A 22,788-nucleotide genomic window follows, 5' to 3' on the forward strand; every position below is an offset into this window, starting at 1 on the left:
GACCACAAGATTCTTCGGGCAGGCAGTTCATATCCGCGCTATCCTGCGGCTATAACGCCCGGATGAATCGGGGGATCAGCGGCAGATGAGCGAAGTCAGGGCGATCACGGTGCGGCAGGCTGGCACCGAGGCCGAGACGCAGGCGGTACCCTTCTCGATCGAGGCCGAGCAGCAACTGCTGGGCGCGTTGCTGACCAACAACGACGTTTTCGACCGCATCACCCAGATCATCCGGGCCGAGCATTTCTATGACCCGGTCCATGCCCGGATATTCGAGATCTGCGCCGAACGGATTGCGCGGAACGCGCTGGCCAGCCCGGTCACGATCAAGGCCTTCATGGAGACCGACACCGGCCTGCGCGATCTGGGGGGGCCGGCTTACCTGGCGCGGATCGCGGCGGGCGCGATCTCGCCTTACGCGGCGCGCGATTATGCGCAGATGATCCGCGAATTCGCGCTCCGGCGCGAGCTGATCACACTCGGACAGGACATTTCGGCCCGCGCCGCGACCGTGCAGGTAGACGACGACGCCGAAGAACAGATCAAGCAGGCCGAGCAGACGCTGTACAAGCTGGGCGAGCAGGGCGTGGCCGAGCGTGGTTTTCAGTCCTTCCTCAGGGCGGTGACGAGCGCGGTCCACACCGCGAATGCCGCCTATCAGCGGGACGGCGGTCTGTCGGGGATTTCGACCGGGCTGGTCGATCTGGATCGCAAGATGGGCGGCCTGAACGATTCCGACCTCATCATCCTCGCCGGCCGTCCCTCGATGGGAAAGACGTCGCTCGCGACCAACATCGCCTTCAACGTGGCAAAGGCGCACAAGATCGGCGTGAAGGCCGATGGCAGCGAAGGCACCGTTCAAGGCGGGGTGGTGGGCTTCTTCAGCCTCGAGATGTCCGCTGAACAGCTGGCCGCACGGATACTGTCCGAAGCATCCGAGGTGCCCAGCGAGCGTATTCGCCGCGGCGATATGGACGAAGGCGAGTTCCGCCGTTTCGTCGAAGCCGCGCACGCGCTACAGAACTGTCCGCTGTACATCGACGATACCCCGGCTCTGCCGATTCACCAGCTGGCCGCTCGGGCACGCAAGCTGAAGCGGACCCACGGACTTGACGTCTTGATGGTCGACTACCTGCAGCTTCTGCGCGCCTCATCGGCAAAGGACAGCCGGGTGAACGAGGTGTCCGAGATTACCCAGGGTCTTAAGGCCGTCGCGAAAGAGCTGAACATCCCGGTCATCGCGCTGTCCCAGCTGTCGCGGCAGGTCGAAAGCCGCGAGGACAAGCGTCCGCAGCTGTCGGACCTGCGCGAGTCCGGCTCGATCGAGCAGGACGCGGACATCGTGATGTTCGTGTTCCGCGAGGAATACTACAAGGAACGCGAAAAGCCGTCGGACAGTGATTTGGACGCGATGGCCAAGTGGCAGCAGGTCATGGAGGCCGTTCACGGCAAGGCCGAGGTCATCATCGGCAAGCAGCGCCACGGCCCGATCGGCACGGTCGAACTGTCCTTCGAAGGCCAGTTCACCCGCTTCGGCAACCTTGCGCGCGAACGGCAGGGCGATTGGGGATGAACCTGCCCGTGCCGGTGATCACCATCGGCTTGCTGATCGCCTCGAACCTGTTCATGACCGTCGCATGGTACGGCCATTTGAAGTTCAAGACGGCGCCGATCGTCGCGGTGATCCTGATCAGCTGGGGCATCGCCTTTTTCGAGTACCTCATGCAGGTGCCCGCAAATCGCATCGGCTATGGCCATTTCTCTGCCGCGCAACTGAAGACCATTCAGGAAGTCATCAGCCTGTCGGTCTTCGCCCTGTTCTCATGGCTCTATCTGGGCGAAAAGCTGGGCTGGCAGCATGCGGTCGGGTTTTCGCTGATCTGTCTCGGCGCCTGGTTCGTCTTTCATGACTGGAGCTAGGCCGGCGGCAACCCGCACGCCGCCGCGGCTGGTGACGCTGGTCGCGTTGTCCGGCGTCGCTGCCCTGTCGATGAACGTGTTCCTGCCCTCGCTGCCCGGCATGGCGCGCGATTTCGGCGTGCCCTACGCGGTGATGCAGCTGTCGGTCTCGGCCTATATTGGGATGAGCGCGCTGGTCCAGTTGCTGGGCGGTCCGCTGAGCGATCGGATCGGTCGGCGGCCCGTCGTGCTGGGCGGGCTGGTGATCTTCCTGATCGCAACGGTCGGCACGCTGATGGCGCCAACCGCGGGTAGCTTTCTGGCGTTCCGCATGCTGCAGGCTGCGGTCGCCGTGGCGATCCTGGTGCCAAGGGCGGTCGTTCGCGATCTCTACGACGGAAGCCGCGCCGCCAGCATGATCGGCTACGTCACGATGGGGATGGCCGTCGTGCCGATGATCGCGCCCGTGATCGGCGGCATTCTGGACGAGCTGTTCGGCTGGCGGTCGAACTTCACCGTGATGGGGCTGCTGGCGCTGGCAGTCTTCGTCGCCGCCTTCCTCGATCTGGGCGAGACGGTCCGCGGCGGGGGCACGCCCCTGCGCCAGCAATTGCGGAACTATCCGATCCTCGCACGGTCGGTGCGCTTCTGGGGCTATTGCGCGGCCGCGACGCTCGCCTCGGGGACGTTCTTTGCCTATCTCGGCGGCGCGCCGTTCGTGGGCGAACGTGTCTTCGGCCTGTCGCCGGCCGAGGTCGGCTATTTCTTCGCCGCACCATCGATCGGCTACATGACCGGCAACTTCCTGTCCGGCCGCTTCGCCGGACGGCTGGGGATGAGCCGGATGATCCTGCTCGGCGCCATCGTCTGCGTCGTCCCGGTGACGCTGGCGTTGACGGCGGATGTCAGCGGCATCATCAGCCCGTGGGTGTTTTTCGGTGCCGTGGCGATGATGGGTCTGGGCAACGGTATGGTGCTGCCAAGTGCGAATGCCGGAATGATGAGCGTTCGGCCCGACCTTGCGGGCACCGCGTCGGGACTGGGTGGCGCGCTGGCGATTGCCGGCGGCGCAGTGCTGTCGGCGCTGGCCGGCGCGCTGCTGACGCCGGGCCGCGGCGCGACACCGCTTCTGTGTATCATGACATGTTCGGCCATAGGCTCGCTTCTGGCGATCCTGTGGGTGATCCGGCGCGAGAAACGCACACTCGGATGACAGGCTTGCGGCATCGCATTTGCAAAGGATAGACCGTCCTTTGCAAAGCAAGAGGCGAACGATGGCCGTCCAGAAGATCTACGCCGGGTCCGCACTGCGCGAGGCGCGGGTGCGCGCCGGTCTGGCGCAGCGCAGCTTTGCCGAGCGGCTTGGAATATCGCTGCCCTATCTGTCCCAGATGGAAAACAACCATCGCCCGATCTCGGCCGGGGTGCTGCTGCGTCTGGCCCAGGAATTCGGACTGGACATCACCGCCATCGCCGCGGGAGATGCGCAGCGGATGGTGATCGACCTGCAGGAGGCGCTGGCCGATCCGCTGTTCGACGCGACGCCGGCGCTGGCCGATTTGCGCCTTGCGGCAACCAACGCACCCGTCTTGGCCCGCGCATTCCTGGATCTGTATCGCGCCCATCGTCAGGGACAGGAACGGCTGGCGGCATTGGACGAGGCGATTGGCGGCGCGGCGCAGAACACCACGGTATCGGCGTGGGACGAGGTGCGCGACTTCTTTCACTACTGCGACAATTACATCGACGCGGTCGATCATGCGGCGGAACGTTTCGCCTGTCCTGACGGCCGACGTGGCGATCCTCTGACACTGGCACGCGCCGCGCTGGAAGAATGTGGGATAGGCGTCACCACTGGCGAACTGCCCGCCGGGTCCGTCTTCATTCGCAGTGGTACGGACATCGTGCTGAACGCCGCAGCCGAAGCTTCGACCCGAACCTTCCAACTGCTCCACCAGGTCGGGCTGGAGCGACATGGCGACCTGATCGATGCCACGCTGGATCTGGCGCGGTTCCGCAGCGAGACCGCAAGGCAGGTCGCGCGCGTTGGACTGGCCAATTACTTTGCCGGTGCGGCGCTGATGCCATATCGCGCGTTTCACGCTGCGGCCCTTGCTGAACGTCACGATCTTGAACGGCTTGCGCATCTGTTCGGCGCCTCGCTGGAACAGGTTGCACACCGACTGTCCACGCTGCAGCGGCCGGGGGCGAAGGGTCTTCCGTTCTTCTTTGTTCGCGTCGATCAGGCCGGCACGATCACCAAGCGCCACTCGGCTGCGCGGCTGCAATTCGCGCGTTTCGGCGGGGCCTGCCCCTTGTGGAACGTGCATCGCGCCTTTGAGCAGCCGGGACGATTCTTGCGGCAGTTGGCGCAAACACCCGACGGCGTCCGGTATCTGCTGCTGTCGCGCGATGTCTCGAAACCTGCCGGAGCCTTTGGCGCGCCCGTACGCCGTTTCGCCATCGGGCTGGGCTGCGAGATCGCCCATGCCCGGGATCTGATCTACGCTGCGGGGCTGGATCTGGCTAATCCCGACGCCTATGAGCCGATCGGCATATCATGTCGAATCTGTCCCCGGCCGGATTGTCATCAGCGATCGGTGCCACCGATCGACCGCGCGCTGTCCATTCCGCGCGATCGTCCCGGACCCCTGCCCTACGATCTGGCCTAAATTGCCCGTGTCCGCTTCGGCGGAATTCCGCCCCTTCTGGCACATATCCGCGCAACCGGCCGTTGCAGAGGCCAAGGGGTGTTGCGTCGAGACCACAGCTTTTGTTTACGAAAGGCAGAGCGGAACCAGAACGGGTCGGGTGCAACCGATCCCGAGAACCGGGGACAGACTTTGCCGAATATCGTGAACCGATTGAACTCGTCGCTGGAACGCTGGCTGCCCGAGCAGCGGCTGTTCCTGCGCTCTGCCAACGCAACTCGCTACGTCCGGCTCAGGCCGCTGACTCAGATGGTTGCCCTGGGCGGAACGGCGGCGATCTTCGGTTGGTCCATCGTGGCAAGCTCGATCCTGGTCATCGAATCGATCAGTTCCGGGACGTCGCGCGATCAGGTGATGCGCGCGCAATCCGCGTTCGAGGCGCGTCTTGACGAACTCTCGGCCGAACGTGACGCACGCGCCGCCGAAGCCGCGGCCGCGCAGAGCCGTTTCGCGGTGGCGCTGGATCAGGTGTCGCAGATGCAATCGCAACTGCTGTCCTCGGAAGAACGTCGACGTGAGCTGGAAACCGGAATGGGCGCTGTCCAGACGACGCTGCGCGACACGATCGAGCAGCGTGACAGCGCCGCAACGAAGGCCGAGACGCTGACCGCCGCGATCGAGGATAAAAGCGGGAAGCCCCTGCCCGAAGCCGATCGCGCCGAGGAGTTTTCCGTCGCCCTCGACATTCTCAGCGGCGAGTTGAAGGAAACCTCGGATCAGCGGGACGAGGCATTGGCCAGCGCGGAACAGGCCCGCGGGCAGGCCGAGCAGCTGACCGTCGAGCGCGATCTGATCGTGGCCCGCAACGAAGAGATCTTTCGCCAGCTGGAAGACGCGGTCGCGATCTCGGTCGAGCCGCTGGACAAGGTCTTCCGCTCGGTCGGCATGAACCCGGACGAGGTTCTGCGTCTGGTGCGCAGCGGCTATTCCGGCCAGGGCGGCCCGCTGACGCCGATGGCCTATTCGACCCACGGCAACGCGGCGATCGAAGCGGGCGAAACCAAGGCGAACCAGATCATCGTGACGCTGGACCAGGTGAACACCTATCGGATCGCGATGGAAAAGCTGCCGTTGGCCATGCCCGTCAAGGACAGCTTCCGCTACACCTCGGGCTTCGGACGCCGCTGGGGCCGCGCGCATGAAGGCGTGGACATGGCAGGCCCTGTCGGGACGCCGATCTACGCCACCGGCGATGGCGTCGTGGTCTTTGCCGGCCGTCAAAGCGGCTATGGCAATCTTATCAAGATCAAACATGAACTGGGCACCGAGACACGCTTTGGCCACCTGTCGAAAATCGGCGTGAAGGTCGGCCAAAGGGTGTCGCAGGGCGACAGGATCGGTGATATGGGGAACACCGGACGCTCGACCGGACCGCATCTGCATTACGAGGTGCGCGTGAACGGACGGGCCGTCGACCCCATGAGCTTCATCAAGGCGGCGAGCAATGTTTTCTAAGACCCGAGTGACCGACACCCCCGCGCGCAATCAGTCCGCGACTTCCACACCGGAAGCCGAACCGCGCCCCGCACCCCAGCCCACGCCCGAACGGTCCGAAGCGCCCGCCCCTGCGCCCACGCGCCAGCGCGGCACGCCATCGGTGATGTCCTCTGACCTGACGGTCACCGGCAACATCCGCACCGAAGGCGACATCGTCGTCGAGGGCACGGTCGAGGGTGACATCCGCGCCCACCAACTGACCGTCGGCGAAAGCGCGACGATCAAGGGCGAGGTCGTAGCCGAAGAGGTTATCGTCAACGGACGCATCGTCGGTCGCGTGCGTGGCTTGAAGGTTCGCCTGTCGGCTACCGCTCGGGTCGAGGGCGACATTATCCACAAGACGATCGCGATCGAATCCGGCGCTCATTTCGAGGGTTCGGTCCAGCGGCAGGAAGATCCGCTGACTCAAGGTGGAACCAAGAAACTGGCGCCTCCGTCCGACAACGCCTGATCTTCAGCTACAGCGAAAATGAAGGGCCCGGTTGGCGCGATGCCTTCCGGGCCGTTTGCATTCAGCGATCTGGTAGCGCCTAATCAGTCCGCTTCACCGCGATCGTCTGCGCCCGCAGGGTTGCGCGCTGCACCGAAGACAAGAAGGCCACGTCTGTCGCGTCACGCCCGACTGCGATGATCGCCATCTGATCCGCCGTCGCCATCCCTGTCGCGTCGATCAGATGCCACGCGCCGTCCAGGTAGACTTCGGTCACGGCGTGGAAATCGGGCGGATCGACATCGGGCGCATAGACGCTCGCAATGCGGGCGGGCAGGTTCGATGCCCGGCAGAGCGAGACGAGAAGGTGCGCGTAGTCGCGACAGACGCCCTGCCTATCCAGAAACGTGTCCGCGGCCGTCGTGTCGGCGTCCGACACGCCTGCGACGTAGGCGATGTTGTTCTCGATCCAGTCCCGCATCGCAGCCACGCGTGCACCGCCTGACAGATCGCCGAAGGTGTCCTGGACGAAGGTTCCGAAGCGGGTCGAGGGGCAATATATCGATGGCAGGGTATAGCGCAGCGCATCGCCGGGAAGCCGCTCGAAGGGCGTCGCCGCGAGGCTGGCAAAGTCCGGACGGTCGCGTTCGATGCTGACCGTCGCCGTGTAGTGGCAGACCAACTGACCCCGGGGGCGGATGATGATCCGCTCGCCGATACCCTCGTCCCCGGGAACGCGCGCGAAACTGTCAAGATCGCCCAGATCGATCCGGGCCTCGACGATGGTCTGACCCAATGCACCCGCACTTTCCACCGACAGGACCGCCGGACCCGGCTGCGCTAGGTCGTATTCGAGATTGGTGTCGATGGCGATCTTCACGGGCAAGGCTCCTTCGGGTCGGATCTAGGTCACCCGGCCCTGCGCGCGCATGTCATCCTGAAGATGGAGCGACGAGCGGCCTGACGGTGATGGCTGACAACGCCTCGGATCAGCGATCGTTCCGGCCGCCGTCCAGCCTCTCGACCAGCGCTTTTTCTACGGGCGGCGTCACAAAGTTCGATACATCGCCGCCAAGCCGCGCGATCTCTTTCACCAGCTTTGACGCGATGGCCTGCCGCCGGGCATCTGCCATCAGGAAAACGGTCTCGACGCTGGAATCCATCGCGCGATTCATGCCGACCATCTGAAATTCATACTCGAAATCCGCAACCGCTCGCAGCCCCCGCACGATGACGCCCGCGCCGACATCGCGGGCACAGTCGATTAGCAGGTTCTCGAACGGGTGGACGACGATCTCGCCGCCGGTGCGACCGGTGATCGCGGTGCATTCCGCCTCGACCATCGCAACCCGTTCCTCAAGCGAGAACAGCGGACTCTTGTCACGGTTGATCGCGACGCCGATGACCAGCCGATCGACAAGCGCCATCGCGCGCTCGATGATGTCGGTATGCCCAAGCGTCACCGGATCGAACGTTCCGGGATAAAGGCCGATGCGCATCAGAGATTCCTTTCGGCGCCGGGTCTATAGCGGGGCAGGCAGCACGCCCTTGTCGGTCGCGGACGACCGTCCGGTCGTTGTCAGTTCCCCATGATCATCCCGGTCAGGGCGTCCTTTTCAGCCGCCAGTTCCTTCAGCCGCCCGCTGACGGCATCGCCGATCGAGACGACGCCGATCATCCGACCACCGTCATCCACCACGGGCAGGTGACGGAAGCGACCCTTGGTCATCCGCTCCAGGATCGCAAGCGCATCTTCGGCTGTGGTGCAGGTCTGCACTTCACGCGTCATCAGCTCGCTGATCGGGCTGTCAAGGACGGCGGTGCCCTTCGCCGCCAGTTGCCGGACAACGTCGCGCTCTGACAGGATCCCGGTTGGGGTTTCGCCGTCGTCGGATACGACCACCGCGCCGATCCGATGCTTTGCCAGCATCTGGACCGCCTCTGAAACAGTGGCGTCGGGTTTGATGGTCAGGATCGTGCGGGATTCAAGCTCAGGCTTCCCGGCGGAGTCCTTCATCGACAGAAGCTGGCGGACGAGCATGGCGACCTCGCATTCACAGAGTGGTGACGTGCATCATTTGACGCGAAACCCGCTTCGTCAAGTGCGCGCAATTTGCCCTGCCCCCACGTCTGCGACCATCGTCGGTCCCGGCACGGTCATTCGCGCGCTGCCACAGGCAACCCGATGCGCGACGGAGCCTTTCATCCGCTTGGGCGCACGACTATCCTGCCGCCAAACGCAGGATGGAGGATGCCATGAAGGAATTGTCGCACTGGATCGACGGCAAGCGGGTCAACGGAAGCTCGGGCCGCTTTGCCGACGTATTCAATCCCGCCACCGGCGAAGTCCAGGCTCGTGTCCCGCTTGCCAGCCGGGACGAGATTGATGCCGCCGTGAACAGCGCTGCGAAAGCGCAGAAGGAATGGGGCGCGACCAATCCACAGAAGCGCGCGCGGGTCATGATGGCGCTGGTCGGACTGATCAATCGCGACATGGACAAGCTGGCAGAGGCGCTGTCGTCCGAGCACGGCAAGACCTTCCCTGACGCGAAGGGCGACGTGCAGCGGGGCCTTGAAGTGATCGAGTTCTGCATCGGCGCGCCGCATCTGCTGAAGGGCGATTTTACCGACAGCGCCGGCACGGGCATCGACATGTATTCGATGCGTCAGCCGCTGGGCGTGGTCGCGGGCATCACCCCCTTCAACTTCCCGGCGATGATCCCGTTATGGAAGATGGGTCCGGCGCTGGTCGCGGGCAACGCGATGATCCTGAAACCCAGCGAGCGGGACCCGTCCGTCCCGCTGATGCTGGCCGAACTGTGCAAGGAAGCGGGCCTGCCGGACGGTGTGCTTCAGGTCATCAATGGCGACAAGGACGCCGTCGATGCGATCCTGCAAAGCCCGGTGATCCAGGCAGTGGGGTTCGTCGGCTCGACCCCGATTGCGCAGTACATCTACGAAGAAGCGGCCAAGACCGGCAAGCGCGCGCAATGCTTTGGCGGTGCGAAGAACCACATGATCATCATGCCCGACGCCGATCTGGATCAGGCGGCGGATGCATTGGTCGGCGCCGGTTTCGGCGCGGCAGGCGAACGCTGCATGGCGATCTCGGTCGCGGTCCCGGTGGGCGAGGAGACGGCGGACAGGCTGATCGAGAAGCTTGTCCCGCGGGTCGAGAAGCTGAAGGTCGGCCCTTGGACAGCCGGCGACGATGTCGATTACGGCCCCGTGGTGACCGCTGCCGCGAAGGAGAACATCCTGCGGCTGGTCGAAAGCGGCATCGAGCAGGGTGCCGAGCTGGTTGTTGACGGCCGCGATTTCAGCCTGCAGGGCTATGAGAACGGGTTCTTCGTCGGCCCGCACCTGTTCGACCGCGTCACGCCCGAGATGGACATCTACCGCAATGAGATTTTCGGCCCGGTCCTGTCCACCGTCCGCGCGGGGTCCTACGAGGAAGCGATCGGGCTGGCGATGGACCACGAATACGGAAACGGCACCGCGATTTTCACGCGCGACGGCGACACTGCCCGCGATTTCGCCAACCGCATCAACATCGGCATGGTCGGCATCAACGTACCGATCCCGGTGCCGCTGGCCTACCACACCTTCGGCGGCTGGAAGAAATCGGGCTTCGGCGACCTGAACCAGCATGGGCCAGACGCCTTCCGCTTCTACACGCGGACCAAGACGGTGACGGCGCGCTGGCCGTCCGGCATCAAGGAAGGCGGCGAGTTCAACTTCAAAGCCATGGACTGAGCCCGGTCCGGGCGCGGGATGGGGCGGGCGCGCAAGCGTCCGCCCTTTTCGCGTCTTGCGCAGGCACCGCGATTGCGCGTTGATGCCCGCGATCAGCGGAGAGTGCGATGGCCGAGCCTGACTTCACCATAGGGATCGAAGAGGAATATCTTCTTGTCGATCGCGAAACCGGCGCGCTGAAGCCGGTGCCCGACGCGATGATGTCGGGCGCAGAGCGCGAGCTTGGCGACAACGTCAGCCCCGAATTCCTGCGTTGCCAGATCGAGGTCGGCACCCCGGTCTGCCGCACCATCGGCGAAGCGCGCAAGGAATTGCGCAAGCTGCGCCGCACCATTGCGGACAAGTCGGCGCAGCACGGACTGGCCCCGATCGCCGCATCCTGCCACCCGTTCGCGGATTGGCGCGACCAGTTCCACACCGACAAGGACCGCTACAATGCACTGTCGCAGGACATGGCGGGTGTGGCGCGGCGGATGCTGATCTGCGGCATGCACGTCCATGTCGGGATCGCCGATGAAGCCATGCGGATCGATCTGATGGGCCAGTTCGCCTATTTCCTGCCGCATCTGCTCGCCGTCTCGGCGTCGAGCCCGTTCTGGAACGGCGAGGATACCGGCCTTGCCTCTTACCGGCTGTCGGTTTTCGACAACATGCCGCGCAGTGGACTGCCACCACCGCTGGAAAGCTGGTCGGATTTCGAACGCTCGGTCACGCTTCTATCCGATCTGGGGCTGATCGAGGATTCGACGAAGATCTGGTGGGATATCCGCCCGTCCGGCAAGTTCCCGACGCTGGAGGCGCGGATCTGCGACGCCTGTCCTCGCATGGAAAGGGCCCTGACGCTGGCCGCGCTGGCACAGGCGACGATGCGGATGCTGTGGCGACTGTCGCGCAAAAACACGCGTTGGCGCGCCTATGACAACTTCCTTGTGGGCGAGAACCGTTGGAGGGCACAGCGATACGGCACGTCCGAAGGATTGATCGATTTTGGTGCGCGTCGGATCGTGCCCTTCGCGGAACTGGCCGAGGAATGGATCCAGATGCTGGCCGAGGATGCAGAGGCGCTGCAAAGCCAGGCCGAAATCGAGGCCCTGCGTGGCTTCGTCGCGGATGGCACCAATGCCGAAGGACAGCGCGCGACCCTGAGCAAGGCTATGTCGGCCGGTGCCCGCCATGACGAGGCGCTGCGCGCGGTCGTGATGGAACTGATCACAGATTTCGAACGGGATCTGTGACATCCGCCGTTCTGCGGCGCGCACTATGTGCCATGGCAGTCTCCAGACATTGTCAGACAGCCTGTTACGAGCCTGATGCTTGAACCGTGCGCGAGAGGTCGTGCCGTTTTGACCGCTCTGGTCAACGCAAACCTCCGATGCAAAAGTCTCGCAAACATTCGTCGCTAGTCAGCGAATGGGAATGGGAATGGGGGGAATGCCGATGGATTTCGCGCTGAGCGAGGAACAGCAGTCGATCTTCGAGATGGCGCGCGATTTCGGTCAGGCGCGGCTCGCGCCGAACGCGCTGGCATGGGAGGCGGAGGGCACGATCCCCAAGGAACTTTGGCGGGACGTGGCCGAGCTCGGTCTGGGCGGGATCTATGTGTCCGAGGAATACGGCGGCTCTGCCCTGTCGCGGCTGGACGGAACACTGATCTTCGAGGCGCTGGCGATGGCCGATCCGTCGGTCGGCTCGTTCCTGTCGATCCACAACATGTGCGGCGGCATGATCGAAGCCTCCGGCGATGCCGATGCCAAGGCACGCTGGCTGCCGCGACTATGCGCGATGGAAACGATCTTCAGCTATTGCCTGACCGAGCCGGGCAGCGGCTCGGACGCAGCGGCCCTGCGGACCCGGGCGTCACGGACCAATGATGGCTGGCGGCTGGACGGAACCAAGGCCTTCATTTCGGGCGGGGGCTATTCAGACGCTTATCTGACGATGGTGCGGACGGGCGAGGACGGGCCGCGCGGGATCAGCGCGGTCATCGTCGAGGCGGGCACGCCGGGTCTCAGCTTTGGCCAGCCCGAGGACAAGATGGGGTGGCGTGCGCAGCCGACGGCACAGGTCCAGTTCGACGATTGCGTGGTCCCGGCACAGAACCTTCTGGGCGAGGAAGGGCGCGGCTTTCGCTACGCGATGGCGGGCTTGGACGGGGGGCGGTTGAATATCAGCGCGGGCGCGCTTGGCGGCGCGCAGGCAGCGCTCGATGCGACGCTGGCCTATATGGGTGAGCGGAAGGCCTTCGGCCAAAGCCTCGACCAGTTCCAGGCGTTGCAGTTCCGGCTGGCCGAGATGGAGACCGCGTTGCAATCGGCGCGCATCTTCCTGCGCCAGGCGGCCTGGAAGCTCGACACCGGCGCGCCGGATGCCGGCCGCTTCTGCGCGATGGCCAAGCTGCACGTCACCGACCGCGCGTTCGAGGTGGCGAACCAATGCCTTCAATTGCACGGCGGCTACGGCTATCTGGCCGATTACGGGATCGAAAAGATCGTCCGCGACCTGCGGGTGCATCAGATCCTGGAAGGGACCAACGAAATCATGCGGCTGATCATCGCCCGCGGATTGCTGGCGGAAAGAGGCTGACCATGGAAGACCTGATCGTTCGAAAATCCGGCCGCGCAGGCCGGATTACCCTTAACCGCCCGCAGGCCATGAACGCGCTGACCCGCGAGATGGTGCAGGGCATCCACGCGGCGCTGCGCGACTGGCGCGACGATGCCGAGGTCGATCTGGTGGTGATCGATGGCGCGGGTGAGCGGGCCTTTTGCGCTGGAGGCGACATCGCCGCGCTGTATCAGGCGGCCCAGAACGGCGACCATGAAACCGGCCGCACTTTCTTCCGCGACGAATATGCGATGAACGCCGCGATCGCGGATTATCCCAAGCCGGTCGTCGTGCTGCTGCACGGCTTCGTCATGGGCGGCGGCGTCGGCATCGGCGGCCATGCGAGCCACAGGATCGTCGGCGACAGCACGCGGATGTCGATGCCAGAGGCGGGGATCGGCCTGATCCCGGATGTCGGCGGCACCTGGCTGCTGGCGCGGGCGCCGGGACGGATCGGCGAGTACCTTGCCCTGACAGGTGCGCGCATCGGTGCGGGCGATGCCATCTACGCCGGACTGGCCGACAGCTACATTCCCGAAGACGCATGGCCCGGTCTGATCGCCGAACTCGAACGGTCGGGCGATACCCGTGTCATAAAAGGCAGTCCCCCGCCGGACTCACCCTTGGCCGACCGCGATCTTTCCGTTTTCGGACGCCCGGACGTCGAAGCGATCCGGCGCGCCCTGCGGGACAGCGACGACGACGCGACCCTTTCGCTTCTCGAGAGCAATTCACCGCTGTCGATGGCGGCAGGATTGATGATGGTCCGTGCGGCCCGCGACGACGAGCGGCTGCAGGATGCGCTGTCGCGCGAATATCGCTTCACCCATCGTGCGACGCAGGAAGCCGACTTCCTGGAAGGCGTGCGCGCGGCGCTGATCGACAGGGATCGCACCCCGGATTGGCAGGCGGCCGCGTCCGAGGAGGATGTCGCCGCGATCCTTTCGCCCTTGGGCGACCACGAACTGACATGGGAGGACGAAACATGAAGATCGGATTCATCGGGCTTGGAAACATGGGTGGGCCGATGGCGGCCAACCTGGCACGCGCGGGGCACGACGTGGCCGGTTTCGATCTGTCGGCACCCATGCCGGATGGCGTGACAAAGGCTGCCAGCGCAGCAGTTGCCGCCAGTAGGGCCGAGGTGGTCATCACCATGCTTCCCAACGGTGCGATCCTGCGCAGCGTCGCGGACGAGGTCATTCCCGCGATGGATCAGGGCGGCGTGCTCTGCGACTGTTCGACCGTCGATGTGGACAGCGCCCGCGCCGTCGCCGGAAAAGCCGCCGCCGCAGGGCTGGGGTCGCTCGATGCGCCGGTCTCGGGCGGGATCGGCGGTGCCGAGGCGGGAACGCTGACCTTCATGGTCGGTGGATCGCCTGCCTCTTTCGCAAAGGTCGAACCGCTGTTCCAGATCATGGGCGCCAAGGCCGTCCATTGCGGTGACGCCGGCGCGGGACAGTCGGCCAAGATCTGCAACAACATGATTCTCGGCGTGACGATGATCGCCACCTGCGAGGCGTTCGCGCTGGCCGACCGTCTGGGACTGGACCGCGGCAAGATGTTCGACGTGGTCTCGACCTCGTCCGGGTCGAGCTGGTCGATGAACACCTATTGCCCGGCGCCCGGGGTGGGGCCGAAATCGCCCGCGGACAACGACTACAAGCCCGGTTTCGCGGCCGAGCTGATGCTGAAGGACCTGAACCTGTCGCAGGACGCCGCCGAAAGCTCGGGTGCGGACACGCCTATGGGACGGCTGGCACGCGATTTATATGCCACCTTCGTCGAGCGCGAGGATGGTCGGGGGCGTGACTTTTCTGCCATGCTGCCGCGCTTTGCCGCGAAAAACGAGGGCTGACAGGAACCTCGCCTGTGGGTTGCGAGCTTTTCCCTCGAATGCGGCGATGCTGCCGCGCGGACAAATGATCGGGGACAGCAAGCAGATGCGACGGACAATTCTTGCCATTGCGATCGTCGCGGCGGGACTTGCCTACGGGCTGTTCGATAGCGCCACGGCGATGGATGGCAGCCCGGCTGCAACGGCGGTTGCCAAGCCGCTTGCCCCAACCGTCGGCGAACGATTGCCCGCAAAAGACGCGCATCTGATCGTCGATCCGGGTCGATACGGGTTGGGGCCGGCCCTGCCCGGTACGCGGTACGCTGTGGCGAGCGGCTGGCTGGTCAGGGTCGATGCGGAAAGTATGGTGGTGCAATCCCGGCTTTGGCAGCGCGAAAAGCTGCGCTGAAACAGCGGTGGTGCGACCTGGGTCTTGCCTAGTACACACGTTCGCGCTTTTCGAAACCGGAACCTTGGCACGTGGACTCGTGTTCTGAAGCAGGATCAAGAAAAGGAAGCGTCATGACAATGCTGCAACACGCGTTGGCCGCCTCGCTTGCCTTGACGACCGCAATAGCCCCAATGGCCGCCACGGCCCAGGGCAATGGTCACGGGAAAGGCCAGGCGCACGCCAAGGCGAAGACGGCCCATGCTGGAAATCACAGCGCGATAGGGCAGAACAATCTGGTTGCACGACAGATCCGCGTCGATGCGACGCGTTGCCCGCCGGGGCTTGCGAAGAAATCGCCCGTCTGCGTCCCTCCGGGTCAGGCGCGGAAGCATGGCATCGCCGTTGGCGATGTCTTGGACTGGGGCAATATCCACGTCGTCACCGACCCCGGCCTTTACGGACTGTCATCTCCGCCGCGCGGATCACGCTACGGCGTCGTCGATGGGCAGTTGGTGCGATTGGATGAGCGGACAGGCCGCATCCTGTCGATCATTCGTCTGGTTGAGGCGATCCTCGACTAAGCCAAACTTCGGCTATCTGACTTCAGCGCGTGCCCTCGATCAGGGCGCGCGCTGCTTCTTCCGCCGCTCCCGTAATGCGATCGCCGGATAGCATCCTCGCAATTTCCGTGATGCGCTGAGCGTCGTTCAGCTGCTCGACGGTGGAGGTTGTCTCGGCCTCACTCGCCGCCTTGCTGACACGGAAATGCTGCGCGCCCAGGGCCGCAACCTGCGGGCTGTGCGTGACCACAAGGATCTGCGCATCGTCAGCAAGCCGCTGCAAACGCCGACCGACCGCGTCGGCTGTCGCCCCACCGACCCCGCGATCGATTTCGTCGAAGATAAGAACCAGCGCATCGTTGCCGCGTGACAGGCAGACCTTCAGCGCCAACAGAAAGCGAGACAGCTCGCCACCCGAGGCGATCTTGTCGAGGGGCCCCGCCGGTGCGCCGGGATTGGTGGCCACGGTGAAGGCCACCGCGTCGCGTCCTTCGGGTCCAGCCTCTGCCGGCGTCACCTGGGTCTGGAAGACCGCTCGTTCCATCTTCAGCGGCGCAAGCTCGGCCTGAACGGCAAGGTCGAGTTGCGTCGCCGCCGCCTTCCGGGATGAACTCAGTTTATCGGCTTCGGCGTCATAGTTCGCATCCGCTGCAGCTGCCGCGGCCCTCAGTGCGGCGATGCTGTCGGCGCCCGCATCGATGCCGTGCAGCCGCCCGCGCAGTTCGTCGGCCAGCGTTGCAAGATCGTCAGCGAGGACGTCATGTTTCCGGGCAAGCGCACGCAATGCAAACAGGCGTTCTTCGGCAGCCTCCAGATCCGAAGGATCGAATTCCATTGCGTCCAACGCAGCCTCGACCCCGGAGGATGCTTCTCCAAGCTCGATCAGGGCGCGAGACAGGGCCTCGATCGGCTGATCAAGGCGTCCCTCTGCCCGGTCAGAGGCCCCTTCCAACCAGCGATTGGCATCCAGCATCGCGCCCTCTGCGCCCTCCGGGCCCAGCAACGACAGTGCACGCGCGACATCCTCTCGGATGCGCGCCGCAGCCTGCATCCCACGCCGACGCGTGTCCAGCTCTGCCTCTTCACCCAATTGCGGATCGAGCGTGTCAAGCTCCTGAACCGCGTGGCGCAGAAAGTCCTCTTCCTTCCGCGCGGCCTCAAGCGTTTCTTCCGCTTCGGCGAGACGTGTGGCAGCCGCGCGTCGCGCTGCCCACGCCGCCCGAGCGGGCTGCGTGTCGATACGCGCGAAAGCGTCGAGCAGCAGCCGGTGACCGCGCGGGTTCAGCAGGCCGCGGTCGTCGTGTTGGCCGTGCAGTTCCACCAGCGTTTCTGCCAGCGTGCGCAGAACCTCGCCCGAGACACGGCGATCGTTGACCCAGCCGGTCTTGCGGCCATCGCCGCCGTTTACCCGCCGCAGGATGAGTTCGTCATCTTCGATCTCGATACCGGCCTCGGACAGGACGGTACGCGCTGGATGGCCGTCCGGCAGATCGAAGACCGCCGTCACCTCGCCCTGATCCGCACCCTGCCGCACGATGTCGGCGCGCCCGCGCCAACCCAGTACGAAGCCGAGACAATCAAGAAGGATCGACTTGCCGGCCCCGGTCTCGCCCGTCAGCACATTCAGTCCGGGCCCAAGGTCCAGCGCCAGCCGATCGATCAGCAGGATGTCACGGATGGATAGGTGACGCAGCATCGGCTGCCTTAGAGCCACTGGCCCTGGATGACCTGCCGATAGACCTGCGTCAGCCAGCTGTCGCCCTGCGGCGTCGCGGTAAGCCCGCGCCCGCGGAGCTGGTTGTAGGCATCCTGATAATAAGGCGTGGACTGGAAGTTGTGACCAAGAATGGCGCCCGCTGTCTGTGCCTCATCGTTCAGGCCGAGGGACAGATAGGCTTCGACCAGGCGCATCAACGCTTCCGGCGTATGGGTCGTGGTCTGGAACTCCTCGACGACGACACGGAAGCGGTTGATCGCCGCGGTGTAGTGCCCGCTTTTAAGGTAATAACGCCCGATCTCCATCTCCTTCGCGGCGAGATGGTCGAAGGCGAGATCGAACTTCAGGATGGCCGAACGAGCGTATTCGGTGTCAGGATATTCCTCGATCACCTCGCGCATCGCCTGCAGCGCGCGGAAGGTCAGACCCTGGTCACGGCCGACTTCGTCGATCTGGTCGTAATAGCTGAGCGCGAGCAGATATTTGGCATAAGCCGCATCCTCATCGCCGGGATAGGTGTCGATAAAGCGCTGTGCCGCCCCCCGCGCCTCTTCATAGTTCTTGGCACGGTGGTTGGCATAAGCCTGCATGATCAGCGCGCGCTTGGCCCATTCCGAGTAGGGATAAAGCCGCTCGATCTCGCTGAAATAGCGGACGGCGTCTTCAGGGCGACGAGTATTCTCCAGCTCGTATTCACCGCGCTTATAGATCTGCTCGGCGGTGAAATTCTCAAGGTTTTGCGGAGCATCGGGACTCCCCCCGCCCAAGCCAAGACGCGAACAGGCCGCCGTGCCGGACACGGCCATCGTCAGGGCCAGGATCAATGCGGCCGGTTTCCAAAGCGCCATGACGGTTCTGCCTATCGATTCTGTCGTTCCAGCGCCTGCCGCCAGGGCCAGCGTGAGGGTGCTAGCACAGAACATCAGCCTGCGCAAAATGGCAATCGGGTGAAGTTGCGAATGGAAAACAGTGACCGCGGGGAAGGACTTAGATGCGCCCCTTTGTGGAAACGGCCCGCTCAGACGACGAGCGAGCCGATACCGGCGGCTGCACCATAGAACGCCACGCCTGCGCCAGGCAGGCGATTTTCCTGCTCGGTCGTGCAGGTGGTCCATTCCCACGCGCTGCCGTCGGCGAAAAGCGCGCGCAGCAGGCGATTGGTCATTGCATGACCGGCGCGGTGGCCGGTGTAGCGCGCCAGAAGGGGCGCCCCGGCAAGAGCCAAATCACCCATCGCATCGAGCATCTTGTGGCGCACGGCTTCATCCGCGTGACGCAGCCCGCCGGGCGACAGCACCGTGTCCCCATCCACCACGACTGCATTCAGGTAGCTTCCACCCAGTGCGAGACCGCTCGCGCGCATCGCCTCGACGTCCGACTGACGGCAGAAGGTGCGGCTGTCAGCCAGTTCACGCAGGAATGCGCCATTGGCCATGTCTAGGCGCTTGGCCTGAACGCCGATCGCGCGATCCGCGAAATCGATGTGAAAGTCGATCTGCAGATGCTCTGACGGAGCGAGCCGGGCGAATGCCTCGCCATCACGCACCTCGACGGGACGAAGCACTCGAATGGCGTGAAGCGGGCGATCCTGCAGCAGGATGCCGGCCCGAAGGATGCCGCGAGCGAATGGCGCAGAGGATCCATCCAGAATCGGCGCTTCGGGACCATCGACTTCGACCAGCGCATTGGTGACGCCGGTGCCGGCCAGCGCCGCCATGATATGTTCGACGGTCGAAACCGTTACGCCCGCGCCGTTGTCCAGTACGGTGCACAGCTTCGAGGGCGTGACCATGTCCCACCGCGCCATGACGGTCGCATCATGTCCCAGGTCGGCCCTGTGAAAGATGATCCCGTGATCCGCAGGCGCGGGCAGGATCGTCAGGCTGGCCGGCGCGCCGGAATGAAGCCCGACCCCCTGGAATTTCGCCTTGTCCTTGATCGTCGCCTGCATCGTCAAATTCCATCTTGCGGTCGTGGCCGTTCGCGGCCGTCTGTTTCTATGCTCACCCCGCACGAGCCATTGGTGGCGTGCGCAAGGGAACAACCGTCAGCTAGGTCTTGCGTTCAATGGCTTCAATTAACGTTTTGTAACGGGGTGAAACATTCGAAACCGCAGGCGACCGACACCCGTGTGAACGCCAAACAACGGCCTGCTTATAAAAGAAAAAGGCCGCCCGCGGCGGCCTTGATCAACTGCTGATTGTGGCGGTTTCGTGAACGATCTCAGTTGGCCTGGCGGCGCAGGAAAGCCGGAATCTCAACGTTGTCTTCCTGCGTGTCACGGTTGCCCAGATCGTCGAAATCGGCGTCCTGATTGCGCGCGCGCGACGCGACACGCTCGCTGACACGCTCGGCGATGCTGCTGGCGGTCGGGCGCTGCGCGGCTTGCTGATCGCTCACGTGACCGGCCACACGCTCGAACAGGCGGCCCAGGCCGGCCATCCGGTTCGGTTGCTCTGCGACTGCTTCGGTCTGCGCGCGGGGGGCAGCACGTGGAGCACCTTCATTGCGGACAGCGCGGTCGAGACGTTCTTGAACCGCAGCCGACGGAGTCACGTCACGACGCGGTGCGCGCGGCGCGACGAAGCCAGCCGCATCATCCTCGACGCGCGGCATGGCGGCACGGGCACCGGCCGGCCGCGCGACGTAAGCGGGGGCGGGCATTTCGTCGGCAGGCGATGCGGCGGGTGTGGCTGCAGCAGCCGGACGTTCGGCGGGCATGCGCCGCGGCGGAACCGGAAGATCGTCGTCTTCTGCGGCAGCACGCTCTTCGGTCTGCGTCTGCGCGACTTGCGGGTTCTGGGTCAGCGGCTCTGCAATCCGGCGGCGCGGGGCGGGCGTGTCCACGATGGCTGCAGCCTCTGCATCGATGCCGGTCGCCACGACCGAAACGCGCAGCATGCCTTCCATTTCCGGGTCCAGCGTCGAGCCGACGATGATGTTGGCATCCTGGTCGACCTTGTCGCGGATGATGTTCGCGGCTTCGTCCAGTTCGAACAGGGTCATGTCGTGACCGCCGGTGATGTTGATCAGCACGCCCTTAGCGCCGTTCAGGCTGATCTCGTCCAGCAGCGGGTTGGCAATGGCGCGTTCGGCGGCTTCCACGGCGCGGTTGTCGCCGTCGGCCTGACCGGTGCCCATCATCGCCTTGCCCATCTCGTCCATCACCGCGCGGACGTCGGCGAAGTCGAGGTTGATAAGACCCGGGCGGACCATCAGATCGGTCACCCCTTTGACGCCCTGATACAGCACGTCATCGGCCATCGCGAAGGCTTCGGTGAAGGTGGTCTTTTCGTTCGCCAGCCGGAACAGGTTCTGGTTGGGGATGATGATCAGCGTGTCGACGACTTTCTGCAGCGCCTCGACGCCCTCTTCGGCCTGACGCATCCGCTTGGTGCCCTCGAAGCTGAAGGGCTTGGTCACGACGCCAACGGTCAGGATCCCCATCTCGCGCGCGGCCTGGGCGATGATCGGCGCGGCGCCGGTGCCGGTGCCGCCGCCCATGCCCGCGGTGATGAAGCACATGTGCGCGCCCATCAGATGATCGACGATATCCTCGATCGTTTCCTCGGCGGCCTTGGCGCCGATCGAGGGCTTGGCACCCGCGCCCAGCCCTTCGGTGACCTTCGGGCCGATCTGGATGCGGCTGTCGGATTTCGACTGCGCCAGCGCCTGTGCATCCGTGTTGGCGACCACAAACTCGACCCCGTCGAGCCGCTTGTCGATCATGTTGTTGACCGCGTTGCCGCCCGCGCCGCCGACGCCGAAAACCGTGATCCGGGGCCGCAGCTCGTCGTTGTCGTTCATCATCAGATTGAGGTTCATGGTGTCCGCCTGTTTTTCGCTGTCACGCCGGCCTTTCGCGTGGCCGGTCGAATCCCCCGCTATCCGTTCGATGGTAAGGGCTATAGCGCGGCGCGTCACCCGAAAAACACGATTAGGCCGCAAAATGTAGCTGCCAGAGGCTGGCTTTTAGGCGGCATCTTGCCGACCACACAGAATATGGTGTAGCCGCAATCGGAACGCGCTAACGCACGTTTATGCAATCACCAGTTGTTGCGGAACCAGCGATAGGCGCGCTTGAGCGAGCGTGCGGGATAGCTCGACACCGGCATCTCGAAATCCCACCATTCATCCTGCGGATGCGCCGCGAACAGCGCGAGGCCGATGGCGGACGAAAAGCTGGGATCGGTCATCTGGTGCGGCAGGCCATCGATGCGCAGAGGGCGACCATGGCGCACCTGCGGCCCGAGGATCCGGGCCGCCAAGCCATCCAGCCCTGGAATCTGGCTGCCGCCGCCAGTCAGCACGATCTGCTGACTTGGCATATGCTCGAACCCCGCGGCGTCGAGGATCTCGCGCACGCTTTCCAGCACCTCTTCGACACGCGGGCGCATCACCCCGATCACGTCGGCGCGGCTGACGGTGCGGCGATCCGCTTCCCAGTCACCCGTCTGCCCGCCAACCTCAATCAGGTCGCGATCGTCACGGCCGGTCGCCTCGACGCCGCCATTCAGGGTCTTCAGCCGCTCTGCCGTGGCCCAGGGCAGGCGCAGACCGTGGCTGATGTCCTGGGTTATCAGGTTGCCGCCGATCGGCACGCTGTCGGCGAAGATCATGTGCTTCTTGACGAAGATCGACACCGAGGTGCCGCCCCCGCCCAGATCGACGCAGGCGGCGCCCAGTTCCTGTTCGTCCTCGACCAGGCTCGCGCGGCCGGAGGTGTAGGCAGCCGAGGCGATCCCGGCCAGTTCCAGGTCGCAGCGGCGGATACAATGGGCGAGATTGCCGATCACGTCGGCATCGACGGTCAGCACATGCATGTCGCAGGCCAGACGATTGCCCGAATGGTCACGCGGATCGCCCAGACCCGAGCGGTGATCGACGGCGAAGTTGACAGGTTGCGCGTGCAGCACCTCGCGGTCACGACCGAAATCAGGTGCATCACATGCGGCAAGGACCGAGGCCACGTCCTGTTCCGTCACCTTGCCCGAAGCCAGCGTGATCTCACCCGCCAAGCCGTATGAAGCGGGGCGCCCGCCCGACAGGCAGGCGATGACGTGATCGACGCGAACGCCGGCCATCTTCTGCGCCGCCGCGACCACGGTCCGAACGGCCCGTTCGGTTTCGGCCATCACCTCGATCTCGCCGCCGCGCATCCCGCGGGCGCGCGTGGTGGCCGAGCCGATGACGCGGAAATTCGCCTGGCCGGCCATCGGGCCGACCCCATCCGCTTCGCGAGAAACTCCCGATCCGTCGAAGGTCAGGACCAGGCAGGCGATCTTGGACGTCCCGATGTCGAGGATGCCGATCACGCCACGTTGCAGCGCCGCGCGCCGAAGGTTCCGCATCGTCCGCTGCATCTGGTAAAGATCGCTCATCGCAC

General features: G+C 64.6%; 21 protein-coding genes. 13 read left to right on the forward strand and 8 right to left on the reverse strand.

Annotation, left to right across the window (positions count from 1 at the left end; translation table 11 throughout):
* The first annotated feature begins 85 nt into the window (after nucleotides 1–85).
* The 6 genes from MLD63_RS14860 (at nucleotide 86) to MLD63_RS14885 (ending at nucleotide 6,558) form a co-directional block, all read left to right on the forward strand.
* Entirely contained in the window at nucleotides 86–1,573 is a 1,488-nt protein-coding gene (locus MLD63_RS14860; protein ID WP_255330693.1) for a replicative DNA helicase, read from the forward strand.
* Entirely contained in the window at nucleotides 1,570–1,920 is a 351-nt protein-coding gene (locus MLD63_RS14865; protein WP_255330694.1) for a DMT family protein, read from the forward strand. Before MLD63_RS14860 ends, MLD63_RS14865 begins: the two co-directional genes overlap by 4 nt.
* Complete coding sequence (locus MLD63_RS14870) at nucleotides 1,907–3,112, forward strand: multidrug effflux MFS transporter (RefSeq protein ID WP_255330695.1); 1,206 nt, start codon at nucleotides 1,907–1,909, stop codon at nucleotides 3,110–3,112. Before MLD63_RS14865 ends, MLD63_RS14870 begins: the two co-directional genes overlap by 14 nt.
* A gap of 61 nt (nucleotides 3,113–3,173) precedes the next feature.
* Nucleotides 3,174–4,571: a helix-turn-helix domain-containing protein gene (locus MLD63_RS14875; protein WP_255330696.1), complete on the forward strand. Its 1,398-nt coding sequence runs from the start codon at nucleotides 3,174–3,176 to the stop codon at nucleotides 4,569–4,571.
* 180 nt (nucleotides 4,572–4,751) lie between these two features.
* Nucleotides 4,752–6,065, forward strand: coding sequence for a DUF5930 domain-containing protein (locus MLD63_RS14880; protein WP_439957673.1), 1,314 nt, complete (start codon nucleotides 4,752–4,754; stop codon nucleotides 6,063–6,065).
* Nucleotides 6,055–6,558 (forward strand): bactofilin family protein, encoded by a 504-nt coding sequence (locus tag MLD63_RS14885; RefSeq protein WP_255330698.1) that lies wholly within the window; start codon nucleotides 6,055–6,057, stop codon nucleotides 6,556–6,558. Before MLD63_RS14880 ends, MLD63_RS14885 begins: the two co-directional genes overlap by 11 nt.
* 79 nt (nucleotides 6,559–6,637) lie before the next feature.
* On the opposite strand, the gene MLD63_RS14890 is transcribed toward MLD63_RS14885, so the two are convergent.
* From MLD63_RS14890 to MLD63_RS14900, 3 genes are all read right to left on the reverse strand, one after another.
* Complete coding sequence (locus MLD63_RS14890) at nucleotides 6,638–7,417, reverse strand: transglutaminase-like domain-containing protein (protein ID WP_255330699.1); 780 nt, start codon at nucleotides 7,415–7,417, stop codon at nucleotides 6,638–6,640.
* A gap of 109 nt (nucleotides 7,418–7,526) precedes the next feature.
* On the reverse strand, nucleotides 7,527–8,036 hold the full coding sequence (coaD, locus tag MLD63_RS14895) for a pantetheine-phosphate adenylyltransferase (RefSeq protein WP_255330700.1): 510 nt from the start codon (nucleotides 8,034–8,036) through the stop codon (nucleotides 7,527–7,529).
* A gap of 80 nt (nucleotides 8,037–8,116) precedes the next feature.
* Entirely contained in the window at nucleotides 8,117–8,578 is a 462-nt protein-coding gene (locus MLD63_RS14900; RefSeq protein WP_255330701.1) for a CBS domain-containing protein, read from the reverse strand.
* A 215-nt stretch (nucleotides 8,579–8,793) separates the two neighbouring features.
* Between MLD63_RS14900 and MLD63_RS14905 the strand changes: the two genes are divergently transcribed.
* The 7 genes from MLD63_RS14905 to MLD63_RS14935 all read left to right on the forward strand — a co-directional run bounded on the left by MLD63_RS14905 (nucleotide 8,794) and on the right by MLD63_RS14935 (nucleotide 15,706).
* Complete coding sequence (locus tag MLD63_RS14905) at nucleotides 8,794–10,293, forward strand: CoA-acylating methylmalonate-semialdehyde dehydrogenase (RefSeq protein WP_255330702.1); 1,500 nt, start codon at nucleotides 8,794–8,796, stop codon at nucleotides 10,291–10,293.
* Between the two features lie 107 nt (nucleotides 10,294–10,400).
* Nucleotides 10,401–11,528 carry a carboxylate-amine ligase gene (locus tag MLD63_RS14910; RefSeq protein ID WP_255330703.1) on the forward strand — a complete coding sequence of 376 codons (1,128 nt, stop codon included), beginning with the start codon at nucleotides 10,401–10,403 and terminating at the stop codon, nucleotides 11,526–11,528.
* Nucleotides 11,529–11,730: 202 nt separating this feature from the next.
* Nucleotides 11,731–12,876: an acyl-CoA dehydrogenase family protein gene (locus MLD63_RS14915; protein ID WP_255330786.1), complete on the forward strand. Its 1,146-nt coding sequence runs from the start codon at nucleotides 11,731–11,733 to the stop codon at nucleotides 12,874–12,876.
* Between the two features lie 2 nt (nucleotides 12,877–12,878).
* Complete coding sequence (locus tag MLD63_RS14920) at nucleotides 12,879–13,886, forward strand: enoyl-CoA hydratase/isomerase family protein (protein ID WP_255330704.1); 1,008 nt, start codon at nucleotides 12,879–12,881, stop codon at nucleotides 13,884–13,886.
* Entirely contained in the window at nucleotides 13,883–14,755 is an 873-nt protein-coding gene (mmsB, locus tag MLD63_RS14925) for a 3-hydroxyisobutyrate dehydrogenase (RefSeq protein ID WP_255330705.1), read from the forward strand. Before MLD63_RS14920 ends, mmsB begins: the two co-directional genes overlap by 4 nt.
* Before the next feature lie 85 nt (nucleotides 14,756–14,840).
* Nucleotides 14,841–15,143 (forward strand): hypothetical protein, encoded by a 303-nt coding sequence (locus tag MLD63_RS14930; RefSeq protein WP_255330706.1) that lies wholly within the window; start codon nucleotides 14,841–14,843, stop codon nucleotides 15,141–15,143.
* A 113-nt stretch (nucleotides 15,144–15,256) separates the two neighbouring features.
* A complete protein-coding gene (locus MLD63_RS14935) occupies nucleotides 15,257–15,706 on the forward strand; it encodes an RcnB family protein (protein ID WP_255330707.1) in 450 nt (149 codons plus the stop codon).
* Nucleotides 15,707–15,728: 22 nt separating this feature from the next.
* On the opposite strand, the gene recN is transcribed toward MLD63_RS14935, so the two are convergent.
* The 5 genes from recN to ftsA form a co-directional block, all read right to left on the reverse strand.
* On the reverse strand, nucleotides 15,729–17,381 hold the full coding sequence (gene recN / locus MLD63_RS14940; RefSeq protein WP_255330708.1) for a DNA repair protein RecN: 1,653 nt from the start codon (nucleotides 17,379–17,381) through the stop codon (nucleotides 15,729–15,731).
* 8 nt (nucleotides 17,382–17,389) lie between these two features.
* Nucleotides 17,390–18,250: an outer membrane protein assembly factor BamD gene (locus MLD63_RS14945; RefSeq protein WP_255330709.1), complete on the reverse strand. Its 861-nt coding sequence runs from the start codon at nucleotides 18,248–18,250 to the stop codon at nucleotides 17,390–17,392.
* A 170-nt stretch (nucleotides 18,251–18,420) separates the two neighbouring features.
* Nucleotides 18,421–19,353: a UDP-3-O-acyl-N-acetylglucosamine deacetylase gene (gene lpxC / locus MLD63_RS14950; protein WP_255330710.1), complete on the reverse strand. Its 933-nt coding sequence runs from the start codon at nucleotides 19,351–19,353 to the stop codon at nucleotides 18,421–18,423.
* 272 nt (nucleotides 19,354–19,625) lie between these two features.
* Complete coding sequence (gene ftsZ / locus MLD63_RS14955) at nucleotides 19,626–21,227, reverse strand: cell division protein FtsZ (protein WP_255330711.1); 1,602 nt, start codon at nucleotides 21,225–21,227, stop codon at nucleotides 19,626–19,628.
* 221 nt (nucleotides 21,228–21,448) lie between these two features.
* The gene (ftsA, locus tag MLD63_RS14960; protein WP_255330712.1) at nucleotides 21,449–22,783 is read right to left on the reverse strand and encodes a cell division protein FtsA; all 1,335 of its coding nucleotides are present in this window, start codon (nucleotides 22,781–22,783) and stop codon (nucleotides 21,449–21,451) included.
* Between the last annotated feature and the right edge of the window lie 5 nt (nucleotides 22,784–22,788).

Source organism: Paracoccus albicereus (assembly GCF_024359525.1).
Classification (GTDB): domain Bacteria; phylum Pseudomonadota; class Alphaproteobacteria; order Rhodobacterales; family Rhodobacteraceae; genus Paracoccus; species Paracoccus albicereus.